The organism is Streptomyces sp. NPDC031265 (assembly GCF_055570295.1).
The window spans coordinates 870,910-884,393 of the sequence record NZ_JBVIHM010000001.1 but is presented as its reverse complement, the minus strand read 5'-3'; the positions used below and the strand labels follow the sequence as shown (position 1 = coordinate 884,393).

Genomic DNA, 13,484 nt, shown 5'->3' with positions numbered 1-13,484 from the left:
ACCGCACCACAAAGCCCCGGCAGCCTTTCGGCCACCGGGGCTTCGCCGTGTTCCGCGCGGGGGTCAGCCGGTGTTGCGCAGGCCCGCCGCGACACCGTTGACGGTGAGCAGCAGCGCCCGTGCGAGCAGCGGGTCGGGGCTCTCGCCGCGCTCCGCCTCGGCCCGCTGACGGGCGAGCAGGGACACCTGGAGGTAGGAGATCGGGTCCAGATAGGCGTCCCGGATCGCGAAGGTCTGCTGGAGCACCGGGTGCGAGCCGAGCAGTTCCTCGCCGCCGGTGATGCGCAGCACCTCGCTCACGGTGAGCGCGTGCTCCGCCTCGATGTCGGCGAAGACGTGCTTGAGCTCGTCGGGCACCAGCGTGTCGACGTAGTGGCGGGCGATCCGCAGATCGGTCTTGGCCAGCGTCATCTCCACGTTGGAGATGAAGTTCTGGAAGAAGTGCCACTGCTCGTGCATCTCGTCCAGGACGGTGTCCAGACCGGCCTCGCGCAGCGCCTTCAGGCCCGAGCCGACGCCGAACCAGCCGGGCACGATCTGCCGCGACTGCGTCCAGCCGAACACCCACGGGATGGCCCGCAGCCCGTCCAGGCCCGCGCCGGAGTCCGGGCGGCGCGAGGGGCGCGAGCCCAGGTGCAGCTCGGCGAGCTGGTCGACGGGCGTGGAGGCGAAGAAGTACGCGGGCAGGTCCGGGTCCTCGACGAGCTTGCGGTAGGCCGAGTGGGCCGCGTCGGAGACCGTGTCCATCGCCGCGTCCCAGCGCGCGAGCGCCTCGTCGGACTGGCGCGGAGCCGTGTGCAGGGCGGACGCCTGGAGGGTGGCAGCCACCGTCAGCTCCAGGTTCTCCCTGGCCAGCGACGGGATGAGGTACTTGTCGGAGATGACCTCGCCCTGCTCGGTCACCTTGATCTCGCCCTCAAGCGTGCCCCAGGGCTGCGCCAGGATCGCGTCGTGCGAGGGGCCACCGCCACGGCCGACCGTTCCCCCGCGGCCGTGGAACAGCCTCAGCCGGACCCCGTAACGGTGAGCGACATCCCTCAGCCTCCGCTGGGCGCGGTGGATCTCCCACTGGCTGGTGGTGATGCCGCCGAACTTGGAGGAGTCGGAGTAGCCGAGCATGACCTCCTGGACGTCGCCGCGCAGCGAGACGAGGCGCCGGTAGGAGGGGTCCGCCAGCATCTCGTCCAGGATGACGTCGGCGGCGCGCAGCTCGTCCGTGGTCTCCAGGAGCGGCACGATGCCGATCTTCGCCCAGCCCGCGTGCAGATCGACCAGCCCGGCCTCGCGGGCGAGGACGGCCGCCGCGAAGACGTCGTCGGCGCCCTGGCACATCGAGATGATGTACGACTCGATGACCTCGGGGCCGAACCGCTCGAAGGCCTCCTTGATCGTGCCGAAGACGCCCAGGGTCTTCTGCCCGGCCTCGTCCAGCGGCGCGGGCGTGGGGGCCAGCGGGCGGCGCGAGCGGAGCTCCTTGGCGAGCAGCTTCTGCCGGTACTCGCGCGGCATGTCCGCGTACCGCCAGGACTCCTCGCCGAGGCGGTCGAAGAGCTGGCCGAGGGCGTGGTGGTGGGCGTCCGCGTGCTCGCGTACGTCCATGGTGGCGAGCTGGAGGCCGAACGCGGCCAGTGTGCGGATCGTCCGGTCCATCCGGCCGTCCGCGAAGAGCGCGCCGCGGTGGGCGCGCAGCGACGTCTGGATCAGGGTGAGGTCGGCGATCAGCTCGGAGGTGCCCAGGTAGTCGCGGCCGCTCTGGTGCGGGGTGCCCTTGGCGAGCCGCTCCTTGGTGTTGACGAGCTTCTGCCGTACACAGGTCGCCTTGAGCCGGTAGGGCTCCTCGGCGTTGAGCCGCTTGTAGCGGGGGCTGATCTCGGGGAGCGCCTCCAGGTCGGCCTGGAGGGAGGCGAGGAGCTCCTCGGTGGCGCCCGCGTACCGGATCGAGTTGGACAGCAGCCCGCGCAGGAAGTCGATCACTTCGAGCGCGTCGTTGATGCCGTGCTCGTGCTGGAGGATCAGCACGTCCCAGGTGACCTGGGGGGTCACGTTGGGGTTGCCGTCGCGGTCGCCGCCGATCCAGGTGCCGAAGGTGAGCGGGCGGGTGCCGGCGGGCAGCTCGACGCCGACCCGCTCCAGCTCGGCCGCCAGGTCCTCCAGGACGTCGCCGACCGCGCCCGCGTGCAGCTCGTCCAGGTAGTAGATGGCGTTGCGCGCCTCGTCGGCGGGCTCCGGGCGGACCACGCGCAGCTCGTCGGTCTGCCAGATGAGGTCGATGTTCTCGGCGAGCCGCAGGTCGTGGCGGCGCCGGTCGGCCTCGGTGACCGGGGTGTCCAGGAGCGCCGCGATCCGGCGCAGCTTGTTGAGGACGGAGCGGCGGGCCGCCTCCGTGGGGTGCGCGGTGAAGACCGGGCGCACGTTCAGGTTCTTGACCGTCTCGCGCAGGTGCTCGGGATCGGCGTCCTTGAGCATGTCGGCGGTGCGGGCGAGCAGCCCGCCCTCGGCGGCCCGGTGGGCGCGCAGCTCACGGCCGCGGTGCACCTGCTCGGTGACGTTGGCGAGGTGGAAGTAGGTGGAGAAGGCCCGTACGAGCTTGGCGGCGGTCTCCACCTCGGTGCCGCCGAGCAGCTCGGCGGCGGCCTCGCCGTCCGTACGGGTGAGGGCGCGCACGCGCTCGACGAGCTCCAGGAGCTCGGGCCCTTCCTGGCGGACGAGCGCCTCGCCCAGGAGGTCACCCAGTCGGCGGATGTCGGCGCGAAGCTCGGGGCTGGCGGCGTGGGTCTGGTCGGCACTGCTCACAGGTGCGGCTCCTTGCAGTGTTTGAGCACGTCTGGAGGGGTACTGGAGGCTTGCGGACCGCGCTGTCCGACGAGACCCAGGATAGGTGTCCGTGCGCGCGTCGCAGTCCACTGCCCTCTTGTACGGGGCGGCGGCACTGCCATACTTACGTCGCCGTAGGTTACGGGTGCGTAGCCTGGCGGCCTCTCCTCTTCGTCTCTCACCCCGCGGGGGTTCCCCATGACCACAAGCCCCGACCTCATCGACCCGGACACCGAACCGCCGGGTTCCTCGGCTACTCGCGGGGGCGAGAGCAAACGGTCCGTCGAACAGATCGCGCTGCTGCTCTTCATCGTCGTGCCGTTCGTGGCGCTGCTCGCCGCGGTGCCGCTGGCCTGGGGCTGGGGCGTGAGCTGGCTGGACCTGGGCCTCATGGTCTTCATGTACTACCTGGGCTGCCACGGCGTCACCATCGGCTTCCACCGCTACTTCACGCACGGCTCCTTCAAGGCCAAGCGCCCGCTGCGGATCGCCCTCGCGGTGGCCGGGTCGATGGCCGTGGAGGGCCCGGTGGTGCGCTGGGTGGCGGATCACCGCAAGCACCACAAGTTCTCCGACGCGGAGGGCGACCCGCACTCTCCGTGGCGGTTCGGCGAGACGCTGCCCGCGCTGATGAAGGGCCTGTGGTGGGCCCACATCGCCTGGATGTTCAACGAGGAGCAGACCTCGCAGGAGAAGTACGCGCCCGACCTCATCAAGGACCCGGCGATCCGCCGGATCTCGCGCGACTTCGTCTGGTGGACGATCCTGTCCCTCGCCATCCCGCCGGTCGTCGGCGGTCTGGTGACGATGTCCTGGTGGGGCGCGTTCACCGCGTTCTTCTGGGGCTCGATGGTCCGCGTCGCGCTGCTGCACCACGTGACCTGGTCCATCAACTCCATCTGCCACGCGGTCGGCAAGCGCCCCTTCAAGTCCCGCGACCGCTCCGGCAACGTGTGGTGGCTGGCGGTCCTGTCGTGCGGCGAGTCCTGGCACAACCTGCACCACGCCGACCCGACCTCGGCGCGGCACGGTGTGATGCGCGGCCAGATCGACTCCAGCGCCCGGATCATCCGCTGGTGCGAGCAGCTGGGCTGGGCGTACGACGTGCGCTGGCCCACCGAGGCCCGCCTGGACGCCAAGCGCAGCGAGCCCGGCGCGCCCTCCCGCCGTGCGGAGAAGGCCCACGAGGAGAGCGCCCGTAAGGAGAAGGCCGCAGAGGCGGCATGATGGAGGACGTGGCGACCGACTCCAGTACCACCCGTACGACCAGCAACAACGGCTCGGCGGGCACCGAACGACCCCGGCGGACCCGCCGTACCCGGATGACGGGCGCGGAGCGGCGGGAGCAGTTGCTGGACATCGGCCGCACGCTCTTCGCCGAGAAGGGCTTCGAGGGCACCTCGGTGGAGGAGATCGCGGCGAAGGCCGGCGTCTCCAAGCCGGTGGTCTACGAGCACTTCGGCGGCAAGGAGGGGCTGTACGCGGTGGTGGTCGACCGTGAGATGCGCTCGCTCCTGGAGGGGGTGACGGGTGCCCTGACGGCGGGGCACCCGCGCGAGCTCCTGGAGCAGGCCGCGTTCGCGCTGCTCGACTACATCGAGAAGTACACCGACGGGTTCCGGATCCTGGTCCGGGACTCGCCGGTCGCCCAGTCGACGGGCACCTTCGCCTCGCTGATCTCCGACATCGCGACCCAGGTCGAGGACATACTCGGCCTGGAGTTCAAGGCCCGCGGCTTCGACCCCAAGCTCGCCCCGCTGTACGCGCAGGCGCTGGTCGGGATGGTCGCGCTGACCGGCCAGTGGTGGCTGGACGTGCGCAAGCCCAAGAAGGCTGAGGTCGCCGCGCACCTGGTGAACCTGGCGTGGCACGGCCTCGACGGCCTGGAGCAGAAACCCCGGCTGATAGGGCACCGCAAGAGCTGAGCGGTGGTGGGTCCCGAATGATCTCGAATGGGTCGCGAGTTTCACTCGTGGCCCATTTTCCACTTCAACCACCCTCGCATCAGCTGTAGGCTTCACGCACATTCCCGGGGGGGATTCCGGCATTCCTTCGTGAGCGGCCACGCGTGCCTCAGCGTCCTTTTCGACGCGCTGCGTGTGGGCCCCGCGAGGAATGCTCCCGCGTGCTCCGCTTTCGCGTGAGCCGCGATGAATTCGACCCGGTTCCACCCGCATATTCCCTGGGGGGAATTTTGTCTTCTGTGCGCACCTTGCGCCCCGGCCGCCTCGCGGCCTGCACCGCCCTCGCGCTCTCGGCCGGCATGCTCCTTTCGGGCACGGCCTCGGCCGACCAGGCGCCGAAGGCCCCGAAGGCGACCGTCGAGGCCGCCAGGCCGTCCGCCGGCAACCCTGCGGGCGCGCTGCCCGGCCGGATCCACCGGTCGTCGGCCGTCGCGGCCGCCACCGCCGCCAAGCCGCGTCTGGACCTCAACAAGGACGGCTCCACGGACCTGCTCTACCGGGGCGTCGACAACCTGACGTACCTGGAGACCTGGACCGAGAAGGACAACCCGGCGTTCGCGAACTCCTTCGGCGCCTACAAGGACCTCGTCACGCCGGGCGACCTGGACGGGAACGGCACCCCCGAGCTGCTGACCGTGCAGCCCGACGGAACGCTCTCGCTCTACGCCGATGTGACGAGCAGCGGCTCCAACTACCCGACCTGGTCGGGCGGCGGCTGGAACGCCTACAACAAGATCGTCGGCGCGGCCGATGTGACCGGCGACGGCAAGGGCGACCTCCTGGCCCGCACGCCCGGCGGCGACCTGTACCTGTACCCGGGCAAGGGCGTCTCCGCCGGTGACCCGTTCGCCGGGCGGATCAAGGTCGGCGGCGGCTGGCAGGGCTACGACCAGCTGGTCGGCGCCAACGACATGAACGGCGACGGCTTCGGCGACGTCGTGGCCCGCACGCCGGGCGGCGACCTGTACTTCTACGCGGGCACCGGCAACGCGGCCGACCCCCTGAAGTCCCGCGTCCGGATCGGCGGCGGCTGGACCGCGTACAACCAGATCCTCTCGCTCGACGACGGCAACGGCGACGGCTACGCCGACATCGCGGCCCGCAGCAACGGCGGCACGCTGTACTTCTACGCGGCCGACGGCAAGGGCAACTTCAACAGCCCCACGAAGATGGGCTCGGGCTGGGAGTACACCCAGGCCTTCAGCGGTACGGGCGCCAACGCGACCCCGGTGAAGAACGGCGTCATCGGCCGCGACACCAAGGGCACGCTCTGGCACTACTACTCCGAGTACAACGGCCAGCTCTCGCAGCGCTTCAGGGCCAGCGACGACGGCGCCTTCGCGAACTCGCGCCGCCTCGCCTTCGCGGCCTCGATCAGCGGCGGGCTCTACGGCGACCTGCTCCAGTGGGACGACGGCCACCTCTACATCGGCGTCAATCTCAGTGACGCGGGCGGCGGCTGGGGCGGCTTCAACACCCTCGTCGGCGCGGGCGACCTGAACAACGACGGCAAGAACGACCTGCTCGCCCGCGACGGCTCCGGCACGCTCTCGCTGTACCGGGGCTACGGCAACGGCTACCAGTTCTCCTCCCGTCTGAACATCGGCGGCGGCTGGAACGCGTACGACCGGATCGTCGGAGCCGGTGACCTCACCGGCGACGGGCTCACGGACATCGTCGCGCGCACCGGCGACGGCAAGCTGTACCTGTACCAGGGCACCGGCGTCTCCACCTCGCCGTTCAAGTCGCGGGTCTACGTGGGCCCCGGCTGGCAGCAGTTCAAGAACATCGCGGCCCCCGGCGACCTCAACGGTGACGGCCGGGCCGACCTGATCGCCACCAACTCCCGGGGCGAGGCGTTCCGTTACGACTCGAACGGCTACGGCGGCTTCAAGTCCCGCGTGAAGCTGGGCGACGGCTGGAACACGTACCGCGACCTCTACTAGGCCGTGACGTGAGAGTGCCCCGCACCCCTGGAGGGGCGCGGGGCACTGCCGTGTGCACGCACTACGTCAGCGGTCCTTTCTGCGCGCCACCGCGAAGATCCGGCGGAAGGGGAAGACCGTGCCGTACGGGCCCGGCGGGTACGCGCGGCGCAGCAGGTCGCGGTATTCGGCGAGGAAGGCCTCGGTCGCCTCCTCGTCGTCGGCGAGCGCGGTCAGGGCCGGGCGCAGGGCGGTGCCCTTGACCCAGTCCAGGACCGGGTCCTCGCCGGGCAGCAGCTGTGAGTAGGTCGTCTCCCAGACGTCCGCCTCGCAGCCGAGGTCCGTCAGACGCAGCAGATAGTCGGCGGGTTCGAGGATGTGGACGTAGCGGCGCCCGTGGTCGCCGAGCAGGCCGCGCCAGCGCGGCGACTCGCAGAGCTCGCCGAGCAGGGCGTGGCTGGGCGAGGCGAAGTTGCCGGGGACCTGGAAGGCGAGGGTGCCGCCGGGGGTGAGGCCGTCGAGCCAGCAGGCGAAGGACTCCGGGTGGTTGGGGACCCACTGGAGGGCCGCGTTGGAGACGATCAGGTCGTACGGCTCCTCCGGCGTCCAGTGGGTGAGGTCGGCGGGGCGGAAGTCCAGCCAGCCGCCGCCCCGGGTGGTGCCCGCGTGGTCCTTGTCGGCCTGGGCGAGCATCTCGGGCGAGAGGTCGAAGCCGGTTATGCGGGCGTCGGGCCAGCGGTCGGCGAGCAGCGTGGTGACGTTTCCCGGGCCGCATCCGAGGTCCGCGATCCGGGTGGGCGGGTGGCTCCCGGGGCCCGGGAAAAAGGTGTCCGGGGTGCGCGGGGCGCCCACGCCCCGGGCGCTGGGTACTCCCCCGGCGGCGGCCGTGTCGGCGGCGGCCGCGCCGGCGGAGCCCGGCAGCGCCGGGATCCTCGCCAGTAGATCGAGGAACGGCCGGGTGCGATGGCCGGAATGATGCAGGTACTGCTCCGGATCCCAGAGGGGAGCGGGCAGCTGGGCAGACGTCCGGGCGGATGTGCCGGTGAACTCCCGGGGCGGCGCCTCGACGGCTTCCGGGACGAAATCGGAATGCATGTTCGAGCCCCCTTGCAGGTACGGGTAGGGCAAGCGGAACAGGGTCCCGGCCCCTCCATTCTCAATGGTGGGGGTTTATACATCTTGACGTCAAGAGACTTCATATCGACAGACCCTCTACACTGATCGTCATGGAGGACGAGGTCGACCGACTGGTCTCAGCATGGCGCCGCGAGCGCCCGGACCTCGACGTGGAGCCGCTTGAGGTGCTCAGCCGCGTCAGCAGGCTGGCGCGCCACCTCGACCGGGCGCGCAGACTCGCCTTCTCCGAGCATCAGCTGGAGCCCTGGGAGTTCGACGTCCTGACGTCGCTGCGGCGCGCGGGCGCGCCCTACCAGCTCTCTCCCGGGCAGCTGCTCACCCAGACGCTGGTCACCTCCGGCACCATGACCAACAGGATCGACCGGCTCGCCAAGAAGGGCCTGGTCGAGCGGCTCCCCGACCCCAGCGACCGGCGCGGGGTACTGGTCCGCCTCACCCCTGAGGGGCGCGACCGCGCGGACCAGGCGCTGGCCGGGCTCCTGGAGCAGGAGCGGGCCATCCTGGCCCGGCTGTCGCGCACCCAGCGGGGCGAACTGGCGGGACTGCTACGCCAGTTGACCGCCCCGTTCGACAACATCCCCGGCTAGGTCGGCCGGCCCGACCCCGGCCCGGCGCGCCAGCGCGACGGCGGCCAGCGTCGAGTGCACACCGAGCTTGCCCAGCACGTTCTGCATGTGCGTGCGGACCGTGTGCGGGGAGAGGAAGAGGCGCTCGGCGACCGCCTTGCGGCCGAGCCCGGCGACCATGCACCGCAGCACCTCGCGCTCGCGCGGGGTCAGCGACTCCACCAGGCGCTCGCTCTCGGTGCGGTGCTTGCGGGCGGCGGTGAGCTCGCGCAGGACGCCGGTGAGCAGCGCGGGCGGCAGATGCGTCTCGTCCCGCAGTACGCCCCTGATCACCGCGAGCAGCCGCTGCAGCGAGCAGTCCTTGGCGACCCAGCCGGACGCCCCCGCCTGGAGGGCGAGCGCGGCGCGGCGCGGGTCGTCCTTCTCGGCGAGCACCACCGTACGCACGGCGGGCTGGCCCGAACGGACCCCGGCGACCAGCGAGATGCCGTCCACCAGGCCCTCGGCACCACCGCCGTCCGGCACGGCCCGGGCCACCGGCGCGCCGGCGAGCGCGCCGAGGTCGGCGTCGACGAGCATCACGTCGAAGCGGCGCCCCTCGGAGGCCCCCCGCTCCAGACAGCGCAGCGCGGCCGGGCCGCTGCCGGCGGCCGCGACGTCGACGTCGGGCTCGGCCGCCAGGGCGGCGGCAAGCGACTCCGCGAAGATTCGGTGGTCATCCACCACGAGAACCCGGATACGAACCACAGACACCCCCATGCGTCGGGGAACGGACCGGTCAGGGCACGGCGCCCGGAACAGGGGGAACGGCAGTCGCGCGGCCGCCGCCGTGGACTGACTGGTACCCCACCCCGGGCGTCGTACCCGACTGTCTCGCCCCCTGATCAACACCGGCCCCCACCGGTGCTGTGCTTCAGAGTAGGGCCGTGGGCCGCAAGCGGAAGGTAATTTGCAGAACTGATTGGCCAGGGTGTTTAGGGTGTGGCCCATGTTTCGTTTTGAGGCGGAAGTGGACAAGGCGCGACGGATTCTGCTGCATCAGCGGCTCAAGGACACCAATACGGAACGCTCTTCGGCGCTGCGCGCCCTGCGCGGCGCCCCGGGCGAGAAGGAACAGCCGCTGCACGTCTGGGCGCTGGACGAGAAGGGCGGCCTGGCGGGCGGCCTCACCGGCCGCATCTGGGCGAGCTGGCTCCATGTCGACCTGCTGTGGGTGGACGCGGCGCACCGGGGCGCGGGCCTCGGCGCCGAACTCCTCGCGCGCGCCGAGGAGTCGGCCCGCACCGAGCACTCCTGCGCCTGGTCACGCCTGGAGACCTGGGACTTCCAGGCGCCGGGCTTCTACCGCAAGCAGGGGTACGAAGTGGTGGGCGAGGTGCCCGACTATCCACCGGGCGTCACGGAGTTCATCCTGACCAAGCGGCTGAAGTGACCCCCGAAGCCACCCACCCGGAGACCCGGGCCCGTGCCCGGAGGGCACCAACAGGCACAGCCAGGCGCCGGGCTTCCACCGCAAGCAGGGGTACGAAGTGGTGGGCGAGGTGCCCGACTATCCACCGGGCGTCACGGAGTTCATCCTGACCAAGCGGCTTTGACCGCTCGGTACGGGACGGCAGCCAGGGGCGCGGGGCCGTGACATTTGCGGCTCCGCCGCGTGGGCGCGACCGGCCGCAGACGCCCGCAGCCGAACGACCACGCATCCGGCGAAGTGCTCAGCGCAGCCTTCGCGCCCCCGCCGACGGGACCGCCGGGAAGACCCTGGGCGCCGTGTAGCCAGCCGCCGCGAACGCCTCCTCGACCGCCTTGGTGACCGTGTCCACCATCGCCGCCTCCACGAGAACGACCGCGGACCCCCCGAAGCCGCCGCCCGTCATCCGCGCGCCGAGCGCCCCGGCCGCCACCGACGCGGCCACGACCAGGTCCAACTCGGCGCAGGAGACCCGCAGATCGTCGCGGAGCGAGGCGTGGCCCTCGGTCAGGACCGGGCCGGCCGCACGCGGATCGCCCGCCGCGAGGTGCGCCGCGACCCGCTCCACCCGCTCGTTGTCGCTCACCACATGGCGTACGCACCGGCGAACGGTTTCGGAGTCGAGCCTGGCCAGCGCAGTGTCGAGGCGCGCGTACGGAACCTCGCGCAGGGTGCGCACTCCGAGCGCCCGCGCACCCGCCTCGCAGGCTCCGCGCCGATCGGCGTACGCGCCGTCTCCGAGCGCGTGCTTCACGCGGGTGTCCACCACGAGGAGCGCGAGCCCGTGCGCGGCGAGGTCGAAGGGGATCTGGCGCAGCGAGAGGTCCCTGGTGTCCAGGTGGAGCACATGGCCCTCGGCGCAGCAGGCGGACGCGGTCTGGTCCATGATCCCGCAGGGGACGCCCACGAAGGCGTTCTCGGCGCGCTGGGCGATACGCGCCAGCTCGGGCCGGGTGAGCCCGAGTCCGAACAGGTCGTTCAGGGCGAGCGCGGTCACGACCTCCAGGGCCGCCGAGGAGGAGAGCCCAGCGCCGGTCGGCACGGACGAGGACAGGTGGATGTCGGCGCCGGTGACCGGGTGGCCCGCCGCCCGCAGCGCCCAGACCACACCCGCCGGGTACGCCGCCCAGCCGCCGCCCGAGAAGGGCTCAAGGGCGTCGGCGCCGAGCTCCACCACCCCGCCGTCCATGTCCGCCGAGTGCAGCCTGAGCACCCCGTCGGTGCGCCGCGCGACCGCCGCGACCGCCGTGTGCGGCAGCGCCAGCGGCATCACGAAGCCGTCGTTGAAGTCGGTGTACTCCCCGATGAGGTTGACCCGCCCGGGCGCCTCCCAGACCCCCTCGGGGGCCCTGCCGTACAGCTCCTGGAACTCGCCCGCGATGTCAGACATCCGCGCTCTCCCGCCGTGCGAACTCCCAGGCGTCCGCGACGATCCCCGCGAGGTCCGCCCGGGAGGGCTGCCAGCCGAGCCGCTCGTGCGCGCGGGCGGCGGAGGCCACCAGGACCGCCGGGTCGCCCGGCCGCCGCCCGGCCGTGACCTCGGGGACCGGGTGCCCGGTGACCTTCCGTACGGTCTCGATGACCTCGCGGACGGAGAAGCCGTTGCCGTTGCCGAGGTTGCAGATCAGGTGCTCGCCCGCGGTGGCCGCGTCCAGCGCGAGCAGATGCGCCTCGGCGAGGTCGGCGACATGGATGTAGTCGCGTACGCAGGTGCCGTCCGGGGTCGGGTAGTCGTCCCCGAACACGGAGATCGACTCCCGCTTGCCGAGGGCGACCTGGAGGACCAGCGGGATCAGATGCGACTCGGGGTCGTGGCGTTCGCCGCAACTTCCGTACGCCCCGGCCACGTTGAAGTACCGCAGCGAGACGGCCGCGAGGCCGTGGGCGGCGGCCTCGCCGGTGATCATGTGGTCGACGGCGAGCTTGGAGGCGCCGTAGGGGCTGGTGGGGGCGGTCGGGTCGGCCTCGGTGAGCAGGGCGGAGGCCGGTTCGCCGTAGGTCGCGGCGGTGGAGGAGAACACCAGCTTGCGCACGTCCGCCGCGCGCATCGCGTCCAGCAGCGCCATGGTGCCGCCGACGTTGTTCGTCCAGTACTTCTCGGGGCGCGCCACCGACTCGCCGACCTGCGAGAACGCGGCGAAGTGCAGTACGGCGTCGTACGAGGCGTCCAGTCGGCGCCCGGCGTCCTGGACGCGGCCCTCGACAAACTCCGCGCCCGCCGGGACGGCCTCCCTGAAGCCGGTGGAGAGGTCGTCGAGGACGGTCACCGTGTGGCCCGCCTCCAGGAGGTGGCGCGCGACCACGCTGCCGACATAGCCGGCACCACCGGTGACCAGGTACTTCCCGCTCATGAACTCGCTACCTCTCGCAGTCGCCGGGCCGCGGCCTCCGGCGGCACGTCATTGATGAACACACTCATGCCGGATTCGGAACCCGCGAGGAACTTCAGCTTGCCGGAAGTGCGGCGAACGGTGAAAAGCTCCAGATGCAGAGCGAATTCGTGCCGGTCGGCGCTTTCGGAGAAGGGCGCCTGGTGCCAGGCCGAAATGTACGGCGTGGGCGGTTCGGCGTCCCCGAAGATCCGGTCGAAGCGCCTCAAGAGTTCCAGATAGATCTGTGGGAACTCTGTGCGCGCCTCGTCGTCCAGCGCCCGCAGGTCCGGGACGCGCCGGCGGGGGTAGAGGTGCACCTCGTACGGCCAGTGCGCGGCGTAGGGCACGAAGGCGACCCAGTGCTCGCCCTCCAGGACGAGGCGGACGCGCTCGGCGAGCTCGCGCTCGACCACGTCGTCGAAGAGGTTGCGGCCGCCGGTGCGCTCGCGGTGCTCGGCCAGTGAGCGGAGCATCAGAGCGGTGCGGGGGGTGGTGAAGGGGTAGCCGTAGATCTGGCCGTGCGGGTGACCGAGGGTGACGCCGATCTCGGCGCCCCGGTTCTCGAAGCAGAACACCTGCTCCACCTGCGGGAGTTCGGCGAGCTCGGCGGTCCGGTCGGTCCAGGCCTCCAGGACGAGGGCGGCCTGCTCCTCGGTGAGGTCGGCGAAGGAGGCGTCGTGGTCGGGAGTGAAGCAGACGACCTCGCAGCGGCCGGAGTCCCCGGCGAGGGACGGGAAGCGGTTCTCGAAGACGGCCACGTCGTAGTCGTCGGCCGGGATCTCGCTGTGCCGCCCGTCGCGCGAGGGGCACAGGGGGCAGGCGTCGGCGGGCGGGTGGTAGGTGCGGCCCTGGCGATGGGAGGCAATGGCCACGGAGTCCCCCAGCAGGGGGTCGCGGCGGACCTCCGAGGCGGTGGAGACGGGGTCGAGCGGCCGGGTGTCCGTCTCGTCCCGTACGACGTCGTCCCGCGAGTCGTAGTAGAGCAGCTCGCGGCCGTCGGCGAGCCGGGTCGACGTCTTCTTCACCTGCACCTCCATCAAACAGAACCGAACATAAAGAACCACGAGCCAACACCATCAGTCAATGGGCACGACCAAGACGGCCGCGGAAGACGGCCGGACATGGCTGTGGGGGGGGGGGGGGGAGAGGAGGGAACACAAGAAGAAAAAACAGAAAGAAAAAAAAAAAGGAGGAACCCACCCGCGGGGGAAACAAGGCACAAAAACACAAGCAAGAGG

At 71.2% G+C, this 13,484-nt stretch carries 11 protein-coding genes and 1 pseudogene; 6 read left to right on the top strand and 6 right to left on the bottom strand.

Going from position 1 to position 13,484, the window contains the following annotated elements:
• Positions 1-63 precede the first annotated feature (63 nt).
• A complete protein-coding gene (ppc, locus tag ACZ499_RS04125; protein WP_468671986.1) occupies positions 64-2,793 on the bottom strand; it encodes a phosphoenolpyruvate carboxylase in 2,730 nt (909 codons plus the stop codon).
• A gap of 219 nt (positions 2,794-3,012) precedes the next feature.
• Between ppc and ACZ499_RS04120 the strand changes: the two genes are divergently transcribed.
• From ACZ499_RS04120 to ACZ499_RS04110, 3 genes are all read left to right on the top strand, one after another.
• Positions 3,013-4,041, top strand: a complete 1,029-nt coding sequence (locus ACZ499_RS04120) for an acyl-CoA desaturase (RefSeq protein ID WP_468409951.1) — start codon at positions 3,013-3,015, stop codon at positions 4,039-4,041.
• Complete coding sequence (locus ACZ499_RS04115; RefSeq protein WP_371656977.1) at positions 4,041-4,739, top strand: TetR family transcriptional regulator; 699 nt, start codon at positions 4,041-4,043, stop codon at positions 4,737-4,739. Before ACZ499_RS04120 ends, ACZ499_RS04115 begins: the two co-directional genes overlap by 1 nt.
• Before the next feature lie 278 nt (positions 4,740-5,017).
• Complete coding sequence (locus tag ACZ499_RS04110) at positions 5,018-6,724, top strand: FG-GAP-like repeat-containing protein (RefSeq protein ID WP_468671983.1); 1,707 nt, start codon at positions 5,018-5,020, stop codon at positions 6,722-6,724.
• Positions 6,725-6,790: 66 nt separating this feature from the next.
• Here the strand turns inward: ACZ499_RS04110 and ACZ499_RS04105 are convergent, their stop codons facing one another.
• A complete protein-coding gene (locus ACZ499_RS04105; protein ID WP_468671980.1) occupies positions 6,791-7,798 on the bottom strand; it encodes a methyltransferase domain-containing protein in 1,008 nt (335 codons plus the stop codon).
• A 131-nt stretch (positions 7,799-7,929) separates the two neighbouring features.
• Between ACZ499_RS04105 and ACZ499_RS04100 the strand changes: the two genes are divergently transcribed.
• Positions 7,930-8,427 (top strand): MarR family winged helix-turn-helix transcriptional regulator, encoded by a 498-nt coding sequence (locus ACZ499_RS04100; RefSeq protein WP_468671978.1) that lies wholly within the window; start codon positions 7,930-7,932, stop codon positions 8,425-8,427.
• On the opposite strand, the gene ACZ499_RS04095 is transcribed toward ACZ499_RS04100, so the two are convergent.
• Positions 8,386-9,165: a LuxR C-terminal-related transcriptional regulator gene (locus ACZ499_RS04095; protein WP_385547581.1), complete on the bottom strand. Its 780-nt coding sequence runs from the start codon at positions 9,163-9,165 to the stop codon at positions 8,386-8,388. The genes ACZ499_RS04100 and ACZ499_RS04095 overlap by 42 nt on opposite strands.
• Before the next feature lie 229 nt (positions 9,166-9,394).
• On the opposite strand from ACZ499_RS04095, the gene ACZ499_RS04090 reads away from it, so the two are divergent.
• Together ACZ499_RS04090 and ACZ499_RS04085 are read left to right on the top strand one after the other, a co-directional pair.
• Entirely contained in the window at positions 9,395-9,838 is a 444-nt protein-coding gene (locus ACZ499_RS04090) for a GNAT family N-acetyltransferase (RefSeq protein ID WP_468671975.1), read from the top strand.
• 61 nt (positions 9,839-9,899) lie between these two features.
• Positions 9,900-10,001, top strand: a pseudogene (locus tag ACZ499_RS04085) (GNAT family N-acetyltransferase); the annotation flags it as partial.
• A gap of 117 nt (positions 10,002-10,118) precedes the next feature.
• On the opposite strand, the gene galK reads toward ACZ499_RS04085, so the two are convergent.
• Genes galK through galT form a run of 3 tightly spaced genes read right to left on the bottom strand, consistent with a single transcriptional unit; the run spans position 10,119 to position 13,271 of the window.
• Entirely contained in the window at positions 10,119-11,264 is a 1,146-nt protein-coding gene (galK, locus tag ACZ499_RS04080; RefSeq protein WP_468671972.1) for a galactokinase, read from the bottom strand.
• The gene (gene galE / locus ACZ499_RS04075; RefSeq protein WP_468671970.1) at positions 11,257-12,225 is read right to left on the bottom strand and encodes a UDP-glucose 4-epimerase GalE; all 969 of its coding nucleotides are present in this window, start codon (positions 12,223-12,225) and stop codon (positions 11,257-11,259) included. Before galE ends, galK begins: the two co-directional genes overlap by 8 nt.
• Positions 12,222-13,271 carry a galactose-1-phosphate uridylyltransferase gene (galT, locus tag ACZ499_RS04070; protein WP_385547568.1) on the bottom strand — a complete coding sequence of 350 codons (1,050 nt, stop codon included), beginning with the start codon at positions 13,269-13,271 and terminating at the stop codon, positions 12,222-12,224. Before galT ends, galE begins: the two co-directional genes overlap by 4 nt.
• Between the last annotated feature and the right edge of the window lie 213 nt (positions 13,272-13,484).

Coding starts and splice junctions, on each gene's coding strand:
- ACZ499_RS04120 (WP_468409951.1), top strand. CDS start 3,013: ATGACCACAAGCCCCGACCTCATCGACCCGGACACCGAACCGCCGGGT.
- ACZ499_RS04115 (WP_371656977.1), top strand. CDS start 4,041: ATGGAGGACGTGGCGACCGACTCCAGTACCACCCGTACGACCAGCAAC.
- ACZ499_RS04105 (WP_468671980.1), bottom strand. CDS start 7,798: ATGCATTCCGATTTCGTCCCGGAAGCCGTCGAGGCGCCGCCCCGGGAG.
- ACZ499_RS04100 (WP_468671978.1), top strand. CDS start 7,930: ATGGAGGACGAGGTCGACCGACTGGTCTCAGCATGGCGCCGCGAGCGC.
- ACZ499_RS04095 (WP_385547581.1), bottom strand. CDS start 9,165: ATGGGGGTGTCTGTGGTTCGTATCCGGGTTCTCGTGGTGGATGACCAC.
- ACZ499_RS04090 (WP_468671975.1), top strand. CDS start 9,395: ATGTTTCGTTTTGAGGCGGAAGTGGACAAGGCGCGACGGATTCTGCTG.
- galK (WP_468671972.1), bottom strand. CDS start 11,264: ATGTCTGACATCGCGGGCGAGTTCCAGGAGCTGTACGGCAGGGCCCCC.
- galE (WP_468671970.1), bottom strand. CDS start 12,225: ATGAGCGGGAAGTACCTGGTCACCGGTGGTGCCGGCTATGTCGGCAGC.